This is a genomic window from Roseivirga spongicola, from assembly GCF_034376045.1.
In the GTDB taxonomy this organism is placed as follows: Bacteria; Bacteroidota; Bacteroidia; order Cytophagales; family Cyclobacteriaceae; genus Roseivirga; species Roseivirga spongicola.
Window position 1 is genome coordinate 1,952,733 of record NZ_CP139724.1, and the last position, 13,540, is coordinate 1,966,272.

A 13,540-nucleotide genomic window follows, 5' to 3' on the forward strand; every position below is an offset into this window, starting at 1 on the left:
CACTAAACTTTGAAGATAGAACTTAAAACTGACTAATAACTATGTTCATCCAATTCCACTTTGCCCCAGAAGGTTTTGTAGACAAAGTAGGTGTAGGTGGCGATCAATGGAATACCGATGGCAGCCATAATGAGCATAATCTTTAAAGATTTAGATGAGGATGCTGCATTGGAAACGGTAATGTGGTGAGCAGGATCGGCCGTATTGTAAATGATAGTTGGGTAAAGCTCCAAAGCCACAATAACCAAAAGCATGGCAAGCGTTAGAGAAGAAAATAGAAAGGCTTGCAAGAATTTTTTCTTAGTAGCCAGCCTCGGAATATTCGCGATAGCTAAAAACGCAATAACAGGTATAACGAACATCCATCGGTTGTTTTGGATTTTGTCTGTAAGGTGAGGGATGTATATAAGGGTGTAGACGGTTACAATGATGAAGCTCACCACAAAAAATATAATAGCTCTTTTGAGAAACTGATAAATCTGAGCATAAAGCTTCCCTTTAGTTTTCAACCCCAGATAAATAGCACCATGCATCATAAATGCAGCCAAAGTGGTAACGCCAACCATTATAGCATACGGATTTAAGAAGCTAAGCCAGTGGCCTGTAAACTGCTTGTTTTCATCGAGTGGTATTCCTATCAGAATGTTTCCTAATACAATGCCCAAAAGTAAAGCCAGCAAAATACTGCTGACGCTATAGCTCACGTCCCACATGGTTCGCCACCAAGCCATTTCTTCTTTCGACCTAAACTCAATGGCCACTGCCCGAAAAATGAGCGCGGCTAAAAATAGCATGAAGGGAATGTACATGGCAGAAAACATATTGGCATAGACAACAGGAAAGCCTGCAAACAGTGCTCCACCTCCAATTACTAGCCAAACCTCATTTCCGTCCCAAACTGGGCCAATAGCATTTAAGGCAATTCTTCTACTTTCCTCTTTTTTGAGGAACAGGTGCCATGCGCCTGCGCCAAGATCGAAGCCATCTAAAATAGCATAACCAGAAAAGAGTGCTCCAACAATTAGGAACCACCAAGTTGAGTATTCTATGCCTATAAACGTGCCCATATTAATTGCTAAATGCGTTGCTTACTTCTCTTTGTCGTGGTCTCTGGTCTTTTAATGGAGATTCGTCAGGGCCGTGCTTAATTTTCTTGTTCAGTAGATAAATAAACAGGGTGAAAAGCAAAGCGTAAATCACGAAAAATAAGATCAGAGAGAATAGTACCTGATTGGCTGTTACCACCTCAGAAAGTGCGTTTGAGGTTTTCAGAAGGCCATAAACTACCCACGGCTGCCTACCCATCTCTGCAGTGAACCACCCCACCTGATTGGCTATTTGCGGAAGTAGTACCGAAATGACTAATATTTTCAAAAGCCATTTTTGGTCAAATAGAGTGCCTTTCCACCAGTAAAATGCAGCTAAGATGGTAAGGCCAATTAGGCCCATGCCTATGGCAATCATGATGTGATAGAATTGAAAAACAGCATTGATTTGAGTTGGAATCTCATCTTGTGGAAAGCTGTCCAAACCTCTAATCGGTTCGTTGAAATCTTGGTGTGTTAAAAAGCTGGTTCCACCTGGAATAGCTAAGCCTGTCACTTCTTTCGCCTCTTTATCTACCCAACCGAACAGGTAAAGATCGGCAGGGGCATTTTCTTCGAAGTGCCCCTCCATAGCCGCTAGTTTGGCTGGCTGATGTTCAGCGACTACTTCGGCAGAAGCGTGACCAGTAACGAGTTGCGCTAAAGATGAAATCAAGGCAATACCAAGTGCTATTTTGATGGCTTTTTTAGAAAGTTCAACATGTCTTCCTTTGAGTAGATAATAGGCGTGAACGGAGATGATGAGAAATGCTCCGGCCAGAAAAGCACCAATCCATACATGGAGAATTCTTTCAACGCTCGATGGGTTGAAAACCATTGCCCAGAAATCGGTTACCTCCGCTCTTGCATTGACACCTTCGCCTACAATTTGGTAGCCTGCAGGAGTTTGTTGCCAGCTATTGGCTACAACAATCCAGATGGCTGAAAACATACTGCCCAACCAAACACCCACGGTAGAAATAAAGTGAACCCTAGAACTAACTCTGTTCCATCCGAAAAGTAAAACACCTAAAAAGCCACTTTCCAGAGCAAATGCAAATATTCCTTCAGCAGCCAAAGCACTCCCAAAAATATCCCCAACAAAACGGGAATAAGTAGCCCAGTTAGTACCGAACTCAAATTCCATTACAATTCCGGTGGCTACTCCAATACCAAAAGTCAGGGCGAAAATTTTAGTCCAGAATTTGGCCAAAACTTCATAGGTTTTGTCTTTGGTTCGAAGGTATTGCCCTTCCATAAAGACCATTACCAGTCCGAGGCCAATACTAAGAGGCGGATAGATGTAGTGAAAGGCCACGGTGAAGGCAAACTGAATTCGGGCTAAGATTTCTACATCCATATTGGTTGTATTTATGGGTGGAAAAGCTTCTTCAAAGGTAAAGCACGAATACTTTGAAGAAGTAACATTTGTTACAATTCTGAACCGAGTAAATGGTCATCATGTTCCTGGAAATTTACTTTTTTTCTACCAACAATTGGATTGAAATAGTACCCCTAGATCCCCTAAAGGGGACTTTAGCTTCATCAGGTCGAAAAGCTTCATCGCTTCACCCTCCCGAAGCCTCGGGAAGGGTTGGGGTCAAAGTCCTTTCTGTTCGGGACTTAGTTACCGGAATGCTGCTTAGTCGTCAGACCACTTGGAGTGGTCAGACGACTTGATGGCAGTTTCGAGCTTAGAAATAATTCTGTTGATTTTCTAGCGTCATGGTTTCCATCTAGCTTAGAGCACTTAATTTTGTCTTATGGATTTTACCGGAAAGCCACTTGCAGAAAGAGTTAGACCTCAAACGCTCGAAGATCTAATCGGTCAGGAGCATTTAGTTGGAAAGGAGGGCGTTTTACGCAGGGCAATTAATGCTGGAAGAATTCCTTCCATGATACTCTGGGGGCCTCCGGGAGTCGGCAAAACTACCATAGCCAATATAATAGCCAACTCGGTTAAAGCTCCATTTTTCACGCTGAGTGCCATAAGTTCAGGAGTAAAGGAAGTCCGTGAAGTAATTCAAAGAGCTAGATTTCAGTCGAATACGATTCTCTTTATAGACGAGATTCACCGCTTCAACAAGTCGCAGCAAGATGCTTTGTTGGGAGCTGTTGAAAAGGGCGACATTACCCTAATCGGAGCAACAACTGAGAACCCGTCTTTTGAGGTGAATTCGGCTTTGCTATCGCGAAGTCAGGTGTATACCCTCAAGTCACTTACTAAAGAAGACTTGTTTCGTTTGATAGAGCAGGCTTTGGCAAAGGATGAAATCCTCAGCAAGCGTCAGGTAGAGCTAAAAGAAACACAGGCATTGTTTAATATCTCTGGTGGTGACGCTCGCAAGCTGCTCAATCTGTTAGACCTGGTAGTTCAGAATATTGAAGGCGATCCGGCAGTGGTAACCGATGAGTTGGTCAAAGACATTGCCCAGCAACGAGTAGCTACTTACGATAAGACGGGCGACATGCACTATGATGTGATCTCGGCCTTTATCAAGTCCATTCGCGGAAGCGACCCGAATGCCGCGGTGTATTATTTGGCCAGAATGATTGAAGGTGGGGAGGATATCAAATTCATTGCAAGGAGGCTGGTGATCCTGGCTTCAGAAGATATTGGCAATGCTAACCCAACTGCTTTGGTAATTGCTACGAATGCCTTTCAGGCGGTGAATTTGATTGGTTATCCAGAAGGGCGAATTATTCTCTCGCAAGCGGTGACTTATCTGGCTTCTTCACCCAAAAGCAATGCTGCTTACATGGCTATTGGCCGCGCGCAAGAGTTGGTGAGAAAGACAGGAGATTTATCGATTCCAATGCCTATTCGTAATGCTCCAACCAAGCTGATGAAGGAAGAGGGTTATGGTCAGGGCTATAAGTACAGCCATGATTATCCGGGCAATTTTGTGCAGCAAGAGTTTTTACCTCAGGAAATTAAAGGCACGAAACTTTACGACCCTAAAGGCAATGCTCGCGAAGACGAAATGCGCAAGCGCTTGAAAGCTATGTGGAAGGAGAAGTATGGGTATTAGCTTGAAGCGTGAAGTTGGAAGCTTGAAGCAAGAAATGACTTGGGGAACTTTGTGGTGAGGATTAACCGCTAAGGTTGCAAAGATAGAATTAGAGTTTAAACTCAAGGTTTTCTGGGTTTTGCCTTGTATCCCAAATCGAAAGAATGAACAACTCGTCTTCATTACTCTCATAGAACATTATATAGTCACGAATTATCTTGGCTCGAACATTATCTAAATCAGTTGGCTTGCCAATTTCGGGATAATCAATAATGAGGTTTATTGCCTCTTTGAATAACAGATTTAACTTTCTAGGGTATGATTTGCTTTTGTTTCTTTTGAACCAAAAATCTAGGATTTCCTTTCGCTCTATTTGAGCCCTAGGTGACCAAACTACTCGTTTAACCATTGATCAATTTCACCGTCAGCTTGTTCTGAGTCTATGCCTTGCCCTTTTCTGATTTGTTCGCGTGCTTCCATAACATTGGCTCGTTGTTCATCAGATAAAAGATAAATGGAGTCATCGAAATTGATGGCAAGTAACCGCATTAGGTCATCTATTACAGATTGATCTTTTATTTCGTTGATTTTAGAAATCAGCTTCGCTTTTTCTTCTGTTAAGAAAGTAGACATAACTTCAAGTTAATCATTATCCCTCTCAAAGTACACCTTTATCAATTCATTTCCTCTTTGTTGAGACCAGATCATTGTCTCGCCATCAAATGTCAGTTCCCAGATGGTTTTGGTGTTGTCAGAGTTTGTGATGGTCCAGATTTCGTTGGAGTGGCCTCCAATGTGCCAGATTCCAGTTTCCATGATTTTCCCGAATTCATTGGTTCTTCTGTAGGCCCTGTCCCACATAAAGAAATATTTGGTACTCTCCACATCAGCTATTACACCTACACCTGTTTCTAGATTTGTCTTTTCAAACCCGACTTCTGTCCACCCGCCCTGAAGTAAATCCCAAGGAGCTTTTGGCTTTTTATCCACTTTGGTGAGTTGAACGATTACTTTCATACCGTCTTCCAGGCGTTCCCAAGTCATATGTGATTTGGTTAATTCGGTTTTGAAGGAGCCATACGGATCAGGTTCACTTCCATTACTCTGAGTCAGTTCTTTCTTTGTTGCGTCATATTGATAGAAGCTCGAAAAGTTCTCGATATTGCCATTGCCTGAGGTTAAAGAGCCATCTTTTTGAAAGAGAAACCATTTGGCAGTTGGAGTTACATTCCTGTCGCCCACCATTACTTCGTTTACTGCCCAAAGACCGAGGGGACCATTTTGAGCGAACATATTGATGGATAAGAATAGTGCGAGGATTAAGATTGGAGTCTTCATGAATGAAAACTAATTATTTAGTTAAATAAGATCAATTTATTTGAGAACTAATTTTCCATAACTTCAGACCACAATCCAGATTTATGAGACTATTCAAAAATATATTGTTCCTGGCTCTTCTAGCCACGATTTACTCTTGTATAGGTTCTTCTTCAGAAACCACCGAGTTAGATGTTCAGATAGACACACTATCTATTGACAGACATTTGCAGGTACTGGCTTCCGATGATTTTATGGGTAGAAAGCCTTTCACCGAAGGGGAGGAGAAAACCATTCACTATTTAGAGTCCGAATTGAAAGCCATGGGAGTGGCTCCGGGTAATGGCGATTCCTACTTTCAAGATGTGCCTTTGGTCGAAATCACTGGAACTCAGTCGCCCACCATGGTGGTGAAGGGTAAAGGTAAAACTATGACTTTCAACACGCTTTCTGATGTGGTGGTATATACTGAAAGACCAGAGGAGATGACCCAGATCAAGGATTCCGAACTGGTGTATGCTGGTTATGGAATTGTCGCTCCTGAATATGGTTGGAATGACTATGAAGGGCTTAATGTAGAGGGAAAAACGGTTGTGGTTTTGGTGAATGACCCTGGTTTTGTCTCTGGTGACTCTACCTTCTTCAAAGGAGAAGAGATGACTTACTACGGTCGTTGGACTTACAAGTATGAGGAGGCTGCCAGACAAGGTGCGGCTGGAGTTTTGATTGTTCACGAAACTGTTCCGGCTGGCTACCCTTGGTTGGTGGTTCAAAGCTCATGGACAGGCTCCAAGCTAAATCTAGACGATCCGAATGCTGGCTATAAATGTCCCATTCAGGGTTGGATTACCAGAAGTACTGCGGTAGAACTCTTCAAAGAAGCTGGAATTAAAGATTATTCTGAGATTGCTAAAACCAAAGATTTCAAACCTATACCTATGGGCTTAACTGCTTCGGTTAGCGTAACCAACGAAGTAAAGCGCGAGATGTCAAGAAACGTAGTTGGCATGGTGAAGGGCTCTACACGACCTGATGAATACATTATTTATTCTGCTCACTGGGATCACCTTGGTGTTGGAGAGCCAATAGATGGTGACTCAATTTACAATGGAGCTCATGATAATGCTTCTGGTTCTACGGGGCTATTGGCGATAGCAGAGACTTTTGCAAAGCTGGAGAAGAAGCCGGAAAGATCAGTAGTATTTCTTTTTGTTACCGCTGAGGAGCAAGGCTTGTTAGGTTCTGCCTACTATGCTCAAAACCCGATTTTCCCGCCTAACCAATCGGTTGCGAATATCAACATAGATGGCTTGCCAGCTTATGGAGAAATGAAGGACTTGACCATTACAGGTTATGGCCAGTCAGAGCTAGATAATTATGCCACAGTTGCTGCGGAGCAACAAGGCAGATATGTAATTCCAGATCCTGATCTAGGAAAAGGCTACTTCTTTAGATCTGACCATTTCAATTTTGCTAAAGTGGGTATTCCGGCATTATATGCCTCTGGTTCTTATGAGTCTAAGGAAAAAGGAGTGGAGTTTATCGATGAGAAAACACAGGAATATTTAGCAGTAAAATACCACCAACCTCAAGATAATTATGAGCCTGAAGAGTGGGGTTTAAATGGAATTGCTCAGGATGCCAAACTGCTTTTTAATGTTGGCTATAGATTGGCCAATGAAACCTATTGGCCACAGTGGAATGAAGGTTCTGAGTTTAAGGCCAAGCGTGATTCAGATATGAGTATGAAGAAGAAGTAACCCCTCCGGTCTTCGACCACCTACCCTTGAACCAAGGGGAGGAATAAATTAGTCGTTATGCTGCACCAGTCTGTTTATAGACAGACTGGTTTAATTCCCAATAAAAGATGACTCTTTATATCAATTGGTGTTGGATATGATTATCGAGACAGCTGGAGTTGGGGCTCTTGATTTTTTCATAACCGATATTCTATCTCGATCCTGTAAAACCGGGAAAATTCTTTTGGAGTCCTTGTTATCTGAGTATATACCGATTGTGGATCCGAATTTTAACCCTGAAATTGTTTCATACTGATATTCTTCGTCAGTCCCGACAGGAGTAAATAGAACATATAGACCACTGGAGGGGACTGTTATGTTTAGGTGTGAAACATCAAGTTCATTCCAGCCAAAATTATTGTTTCTCATAATTATTGGCTCCCTAGTTAGTTCTTTAAATAGGTACTTGGGTTGGCTTCTGAAAAATTCGAATTCACCAGTAAATTCAAATACTCGCATTAACAGTGGAGTCTCAGGAAAACCCATTTTATTGATGTAGATATTCACTTTATCTAAAATACCTCCAATTTCTTTTTTCTTAGTGTTAAAGTAGACTCCCCAGTAGAAGCCTAAGCTGGCCTGATAATTATTCTTTTCATTGATAATAGCTTTAGAGTTTCCTAATTCTGTAGTTTCAGTTGCTGTGGCCTTAATAATGAATGATCCTAAGTTATTGATGTCGGGCTTGAGCAGTATACGTTCCAAGTCTAGGGCTATAGCTGCCGAAATGATAGTGTCTTTGTAGCCTACGGAGCTTATATATATCTGGCTTTCTTCTAATATTTTGATTTTTAATTCAAAGAATCCCTCCTCATCGGTTATTGTTCCGTTGGTTTTGGAGTTGTATTCTACGACTGTAGCGTATGGAATGGGAGACTTGTTTTCATCATCCAAAACCTGAATTTTGATAATGGTGTTCTGAGCAAAAAGAGTGTAAGTACTAAGAAAGAGTAATACAAAGAGGAGTGTATTTCGCATTTTTCTAACTGTGTTTTCATGTTAGACGAATTGTGATGCTCATTGTTTCGCATAAGGTAAGAGTTCTAAAATGAATGGTAATCCCAATATTAAACCTCTAAAATAACCTCACTATTCGGTACTCTAAAACGGTCGGAGTAGATGCCGCCTTCTGCACCAGGCCCACAGCCTATGACCATTACTACTTCGGCTTTGCGTGGGAGTTTTAGAAATCGCTTGATTCTGAGTGAGTCCATTCCTTCCATTGGGCAAGTGTCGTAACCTTCGGCTTTCATGCTCATCATGAAGTTTTGGGCGGCTAAAGCAGCACTTTTGTGGACGGAAATTCTCAGGTCGGCATTGTTGCCATGTCTGATCATGGGGCGCTTAAGCCCAGCAAAAAAGTAGATGCATTTTTTGATCATGCCCCAAAGGCCAAACCAATCACTCCAATAATATTTTGGAATAAGGTTTTCGTAATAGTTCATGGCTCTTTTGGCTTGTTTAGAGTAGGGATCGGGATAAACCCTTTTCATTTCCTGAACCAGTGCTCTCTGCCTTTTCTTCCATAAGTCTCTTCGCCCTACAATTACTACTAGTTCTTTGGCAGTTTTGGCCGCTTTCTGATTCATGCACATCCAGGCGACTTGCTTCTTGGCCTCTTCAGATTTTATTCGGTAGAATTCCCACAGCTGCATATTGCTGCTGTTTGGGGCAAGAATGGCGCGTTCAATACTTCGCTGTACTGCTTCATGGTCGAACTCAGCTTCAATATCATAGACTCTTACCGACCTTCTTTCTTGGACTATTTGGTCGAATATTTTTGCAGTTTCTTTCATATTAGTATATCAGGGGAACCAAGGTTTGACTTAGTATGACAAGGAGAATTATTGCAATAATGTTCAGCACTACACCTGCTCTAATCATGTCTTTCATGCGGATCATTCCACTAGAAAATACGATGGCATTAGGTGGCGTTGAAATAGGCATCATAAAAGCATAACTAGCGGCAAGTGTTACCGGAATAGTCAAGTACATGGCGTTGATACCTAATGATTGAGAGATGCTAATGACTACGGGAACAAAGATGACAGTCAACGCTACATTGCTCATTATTTCAGTCATAAATAGCATGAAAGCGGTTAGTCCTGCAGTTAAAAGAATCAGATTCAGTTCTCCTCCACCTGCTATACTTTGACCAACAAATTCAACTATAGCCGATTTCTCCATGGCTTTAGCCAAGGTGAGCCCTCCACCGAAGAGTAAGAGAATTCCCCAAGGCAGCTTCTTGGTGTATTCCCATTCCATCAGAAATAGATTCTGCTTCAGGTTTACAGGGGTGATAAACATTAGAATACCTCCAGCAATGGCTATTACGGAATCGTTTAGTAAATCTGCATTGAGCCAGTTGTTTATAGAGCCTCTTAAAATCCAAGCAGAGGCAGTAATTACAAAAATGGCCGCAACGTATTTTTCCGGCTTACTCATTTTTCCTAAGGCCTTCAATTGATCATCGATGACTTGAGCCGATTCTGACAAACTTTTCAGTCCACTCGGATACATCACCCTGGTAATAATCAGATAAGTAATGAAAAGCATGATAAAGCAGATGGGCAGACCGATGGTGAGGTATTTTGCGAAAGTGACTTCATAGCCCAACATATCGTTCATAAAACCAACCCAAGCTACGTTAGGTGGGGTGCCAATTATAGTGGCCGTTCCTCCAATATTGGCTCCGTAAGCTATGGCCAACATTAGGCTTAAGGCAAATCTCCGTTTTCCTTTCCCTGCATTTTCATCGATATTCAGCAGCTGAGTAATGGAAAGACCGATAGGTAGCATCATTACCGCAGTGGCTGTATTGCTGATCCACATGGAAATGAAAGCTGTGGTGAGCATAAACCCAAGTATAATTCCGTTGGGGTTAGTCCCTGTTTTTTTGATTAGAGTTAGTGCGATTCTCTTGTGCAGGTTATGCCTTTCCATACCTAGGCCCAACATAAAGCCACCCATAAAGAGAAAGATGATTTTATTGGCATAGGGAGAGGTGGCCTCATCTACAGTAAAGACCCCAGTTATAGGAAAAAGTACAATTGGTAAAAGAGCAGTAACCGGAATAGGGGCAGCCTCCGTAATCCACCAGACTATCATCCATAGGGCTGCACCAATTACTTTCCAGGCAGTTTCGTTAAGAACACCCTCTGGCTGTAAAAATTGGAATAGAACAAAAAGTAAAGGTCCGAAGATCAGGCCAAATAGCTTAGCTCCGTAAAATTTAGGTTGTTTCAATGTTGTGGTTCTTAATGGTTACTTAATGTCTAAAAGGGTGATTATTCTTGCTTTTGAGGTTCTTTTGAATCTGAAAATATAAAGAGATGAGAGCAATATTAATAGGCCTGCTTGTATCTACCTTATTTATAGGTGGTGTCAATGGTCAATCATTAAAGAGAGCTGGTGTTACTGCACCAACAGGTTTCCAATATAATCCGGAGGTGTTAAGTGTTCTGAGTTGGAATGTGGAGCACTTTGTAGACATGTATGATAATCCATACATCAATAACTCTAGAGAAGATAATCCCAAAGAGAGTATGGAGGGTAAGGAGGCTTTGTTGGTAAAGGCCTTAAAAGCTGCAAATGCAGATGTAGTTGTGCTACAGGAGTTTGAGAGTATTGCTTACCTAAAACAGATTGCGGATAGTTATTTGAGCGAAATGGGGTATGAGTTTTTTGCTGCAGCAGAAAGCTACTCGTGGTATATGAATGTGGTAATAATGAGTAAGGTGCCTCTTGGTACTGTTTATAGTTATGGAGCACTATATACCCCTGTGGTCAATTACCTAGATGAAAACGGAAAACCTGAGTCGCAGGTAAATCTTAACTCTAGAATGTGGTCTATAGATATCCTTCCTAATCAAGAATATGAGTTTACGCTCACTGGAGTTCACCTAAAGGCAGGCAGAGGTGAAAGAAATGAGAAAATGCGTTTAGGTCAAATAAACTTGTTAAAAAACCAATGGGCCAGAATGGTAAAAGAAGACAAGAAGGTGAACTTAATGATGGTAGGTGATTTCAACTGTACTCCAGATAGTGAAGAATTTCAAACATTATTGGTTGGAAAAAAAGGTCATCAGTTTATAGACCCTTTAGCCAATAGTGGTGTGTTTTCTCATCCATCGGACAATCCGAGGTGGAGAATCGATCACATAATTTTTAACAAGAACATGATGGAAGATGTAGAGAAGGGGAGTACTACGGTTTTTAGTGACCTTCTTTCAAAAGAAGAAATGATGAAATTGAGCGACCATTTACCCATGTTCACAAGAATAAAAGTGCAGTAATAGAAAAAAGCCCCGGAGTGGGGGCTTTTCTCATCTTCAACCTTAAAATACTAAAAACTAACTAACTATGTTTTAAACGTCTTCTCTAAGAATTTAATTCTGTGTTTTACTGACTTATCTAAACTTTTCAAAATTAACTTCTGATTATAAGACGTTTATTACGGTCAAATGGTTTCAATTAAGTTGAAAATATTCGGTTAAAATCTGTTAAACATTTTAATCAATGGCTAAACGGTAAAATGAAGGGAAGGAACACTTCTGTAACTTAACATTCCCTTTGGTCAACCCATTTTATATTCTATTTTTGCCTGAAAATTAAACCCGTTGCAATGAGCGTTTTAGTGAATAAAGATTCAAAGGTGATTGTGCAAGGATTTACCGGTTCTGAAGGTAGCTTCCATGCCAGTCAAATGATAGAATATGGTACCAATGTAGTTGGTGGTGTTACTCCAGGTAAAGGAGGACAGTCTCACCTAGACAGGCCAGTGTTTAACACAGTTGAAGAAGCTGTTCAGCAAGCTGGCGCTAATGTGTCTATCATTTTTGTTCCACCAGCATTTGCGGCTGATGCCATTATGGAGGCAGCTGATGCAGGAATTAAAGTGATCATTGCTATTACTGAAGGAATTCCGGTTAAGGATATGGTAACTGCCAAAGAGTACATCAAGTCTAAAGATGTTACTTTAATTGGTCCTAACTGTCCGGGTGTAATTACTCCTGGTGAGGCTAAAGTAGGTATTATGCCTGGTTTCGTATTCAAGAAGGGTAGAGTAGGATTAGTATCTAAATCAGGTACTTTAACTTATGAAGCTGCTGACCAATTGGCAAAAGCTGGTTTAGGAATTTCTACTGCTATTGGTATTGGTGGTGACCCAATCATTGGTACTCCTACTAAAGATGCTGTTCAGTTATTGATGGAAGATGATGAAACCGATGCCATTGTTATGATTGGTGAGATTGGTGGAAACTATGAAGCCATGGCAGCTAACTACATTAAAGAGACTGGTAATAAGAAGCCAGTTGTAGGATTTATTGCTGGCCAAACAGCACCTCCAGGTAGAAGAATGGGACATGCTGGTGCAATTATTGGCGGAGCTGAAGATACAGCTGAAGCTAAAATGAAGATTATGGCCGATTGTGGTATTCACGTAGTGAAATCTCCTGCAGATATTGGAGAGACAATGGCTAACGTGTTAAAAGGATAAGATTTAGATCTTAATAGATATGAAAGGGGCTTTTTAAGTCCCTTTTTTTATGCCTAACGAAAAAGGATAAAGATAATTACCGCGATAAGCACTAACACTTCGAAAGAGTCGGAGGCTTTGCTGGCAATTTTAGAAAGGGTATTTATAGCTTTTTCCGTCATGGTTTCAGGGGGTTAAGGTAAAACGGGAACCACCTTCTGCGGTTCCCGTTTCCAAGAGACTCAACTAAATCAGACTACTATATGAATCTTTACTGACGATATAAAGGTCATATTCTGCGCCACCTATCTCAATACCGTAAACTTGGTATTTTTCGAAAATTTTGAGTCTCACCAACATTTTGGTTGAAGAATTATTATTGTGTTAAAGTGACTACATAATTACCTGGAATACCCGCTGCAACGTTCTGATCGGTCTTCAGAAAGCTGAAAACTATCCTTGAACTAGTTAGAGTGGTAATGGTAATGGATTTACCATTGCCAGTAGTAACCTGATTGTCGCTTGTTCCTACCCAAGACCAAGTACCTGTGGCAGGGAATAGGTTTCCGGCATTGGTTGTAGTAAAACTACCATTGTCAATATCCATTGAGAACCCATCGTATCTACTTGATACATCACTTCCATCAAGAGTTATAGAGCCACCACTGGCTATTGTCCAGTTAGCCTCTAGTAAAGCTTGAGCTATTTCCTGAGGAGTTTCTTCAGGTGGAGTTGGAGAATCATCGCCACCACCTCCACAGGAGGCGATGACGAATACTATGAGGATTCCAATCGATATTTTCAGTACACTGTTAAACGTGTTTCTACTTCTGTTACTTTTCATTTCTG

Annotated in this window: 13 protein-coding genes; 4 read left to right on the plus strand and 9 right to left on the minus strand. The window is 41.3% G+C overall.

Translation table 11 applies throughout. From position 1 onward, the window contains the following. Positions 1–32: 32 nt before the first annotated feature. A complete protein-coding gene (cydB, locus tag T7867_RS08635) occupies positions 33–1,067 on the minus strand; it encodes a cytochrome d ubiquinol oxidase subunit II (RefSeq protein ID WP_068218189.1) in 1,035 nt (344 codons plus the stop codon). A gap of 1 nt (position 1,068) precedes the next feature. Beyond that, a complete protein-coding gene (locus T7867_RS08640; RefSeq protein ID WP_068218193.1) occupies positions 1,069–2,445 on the minus strand; it encodes a cytochrome ubiquinol oxidase subunit I in 1,377 nt (458 codons plus the stop codon). A gap of 403 nt (positions 2,446–2,848) precedes the next feature. Between T7867_RS08640 and T7867_RS08645 the strand changes: the two genes are divergently transcribed. Beyond that, entirely contained in the window at positions 2,849–4,117 is a 1,269-nt protein-coding gene (locus tag T7867_RS08645) for a replication-associated recombination protein A (protein ID WP_068218196.1), read from the plus strand. 88 nt (positions 4,118–4,205) lie between these two features. On the opposite strand, the gene T7867_RS08650 is transcribed toward T7867_RS08645, so the two are convergent. Genes T7867_RS08650 through T7867_RS08660 form a run of 3 tightly spaced genes read right to left on the minus strand, consistent with a single transcriptional unit; the run spans position 4,206 to position 5,434 of the window. Beyond that, on the minus strand, positions 4,206–4,505 hold the full coding sequence (locus T7867_RS08650) for a type II toxin-antitoxin system RelE/ParE family toxin (RefSeq protein ID WP_068218198.1): 300 nt from the start codon (positions 4,503–4,505) through the stop codon (positions 4,206–4,208). Then, positions 4,490–4,729 (minus strand): hypothetical protein, encoded by a 240-nt coding sequence (locus T7867_RS08655; protein ID WP_068218201.1) that lies wholly within the window; start codon positions 4,727–4,729, stop codon positions 4,490–4,492. The genes T7867_RS08650 and T7867_RS08655 overlap by 16 nt, the downstream gene beginning before the upstream one ends. A 9-nt stretch (positions 4,730–4,738) precedes the next feature. After that, positions 4,739–5,434, minus strand: coding sequence for a hypothetical protein (locus T7867_RS08660; protein ID WP_157717548.1), 696 nt, complete (start codon positions 5,432–5,434; stop codon positions 4,739–4,741). Between the two features lie 83 nt (positions 5,435–5,517). Here T7867_RS08660 and T7867_RS08665 point away from each other — a divergent pair, with 83 nt between their 5' ends. Then, positions 5,518–7,173, plus strand: a complete 1,656-nt coding sequence (locus tag T7867_RS08665; protein WP_068218205.1) for a M28 family metallopeptidase — start codon at positions 5,518–5,520, stop codon at positions 7,171–7,173. Between the two features lie 120 nt (positions 7,174–7,293). On the opposite strand, the gene T7867_RS08670 is transcribed toward T7867_RS08665, so the two are convergent. The 3 genes from T7867_RS08670 to T7867_RS08680 form a co-directional block, all read right to left on the minus strand. Further along, complete coding sequence (locus tag T7867_RS08670) at positions 7,294–8,190, minus strand: carboxypeptidase-like regulatory domain-containing protein (RefSeq protein WP_068218208.1); 897 nt, start codon at positions 8,188–8,190, stop codon at positions 7,294–7,296. An 89-nt stretch (positions 8,191–8,279) separates the two neighbouring features. After that, positions 8,280–9,008 carry a nitroreductase family protein gene (locus T7867_RS08675; protein ID WP_068218211.1) on the minus strand — a complete coding sequence of 243 codons (729 nt, stop codon included), beginning with the start codon at positions 9,006–9,008 and terminating at the stop codon, positions 8,280–8,282. A 1-nt stretch (position 9,009) separates the two neighbouring features. Next, positions 9,010–10,458 (minus strand): SLC13 family permease, encoded by a 1,449-nt coding sequence (locus T7867_RS08680; protein ID WP_068218214.1) that lies wholly within the window; start codon positions 10,456–10,458, stop codon positions 9,010–9,012. A gap of 86 nt (positions 10,459–10,544) precedes the next feature. On the opposite strand from T7867_RS08680, the gene T7867_RS08685 reads away from it, so the two are divergent. Together T7867_RS08685 and sucD are read left to right on the plus strand one after the other, a co-directional pair. Further along, entirely contained in the window at positions 10,545–11,507 is a 963-nt protein-coding gene (locus T7867_RS08685; RefSeq protein ID WP_068218217.1) for an endonuclease/exonuclease/phosphatase family protein, read from the plus strand. A 329-nt stretch (positions 11,508–11,836) separates the two neighbouring features. Beyond that, the gene (sucD, locus tag T7867_RS08690) at positions 11,837–12,712 is read left to right on the plus strand and encodes a succinate--CoA ligase subunit alpha (RefSeq protein WP_068218220.1); all 876 of its coding nucleotides are present in this window, start codon (positions 11,837–11,839) and stop codon (positions 12,710–12,712) included. 355 nt (positions 12,713–13,067) lie between these two features. On the opposite strand, the gene T7867_RS08695 is transcribed toward sucD, so the two are convergent. Further along, positions 13,068–13,535, minus strand: a complete 468-nt coding sequence (locus tag T7867_RS08695) for a hypothetical protein (RefSeq protein WP_068218223.1) — start codon at positions 13,533–13,535, stop codon at positions 13,068–13,070. Positions 13,536–13,540: the final 5 nt, after the last annotated feature.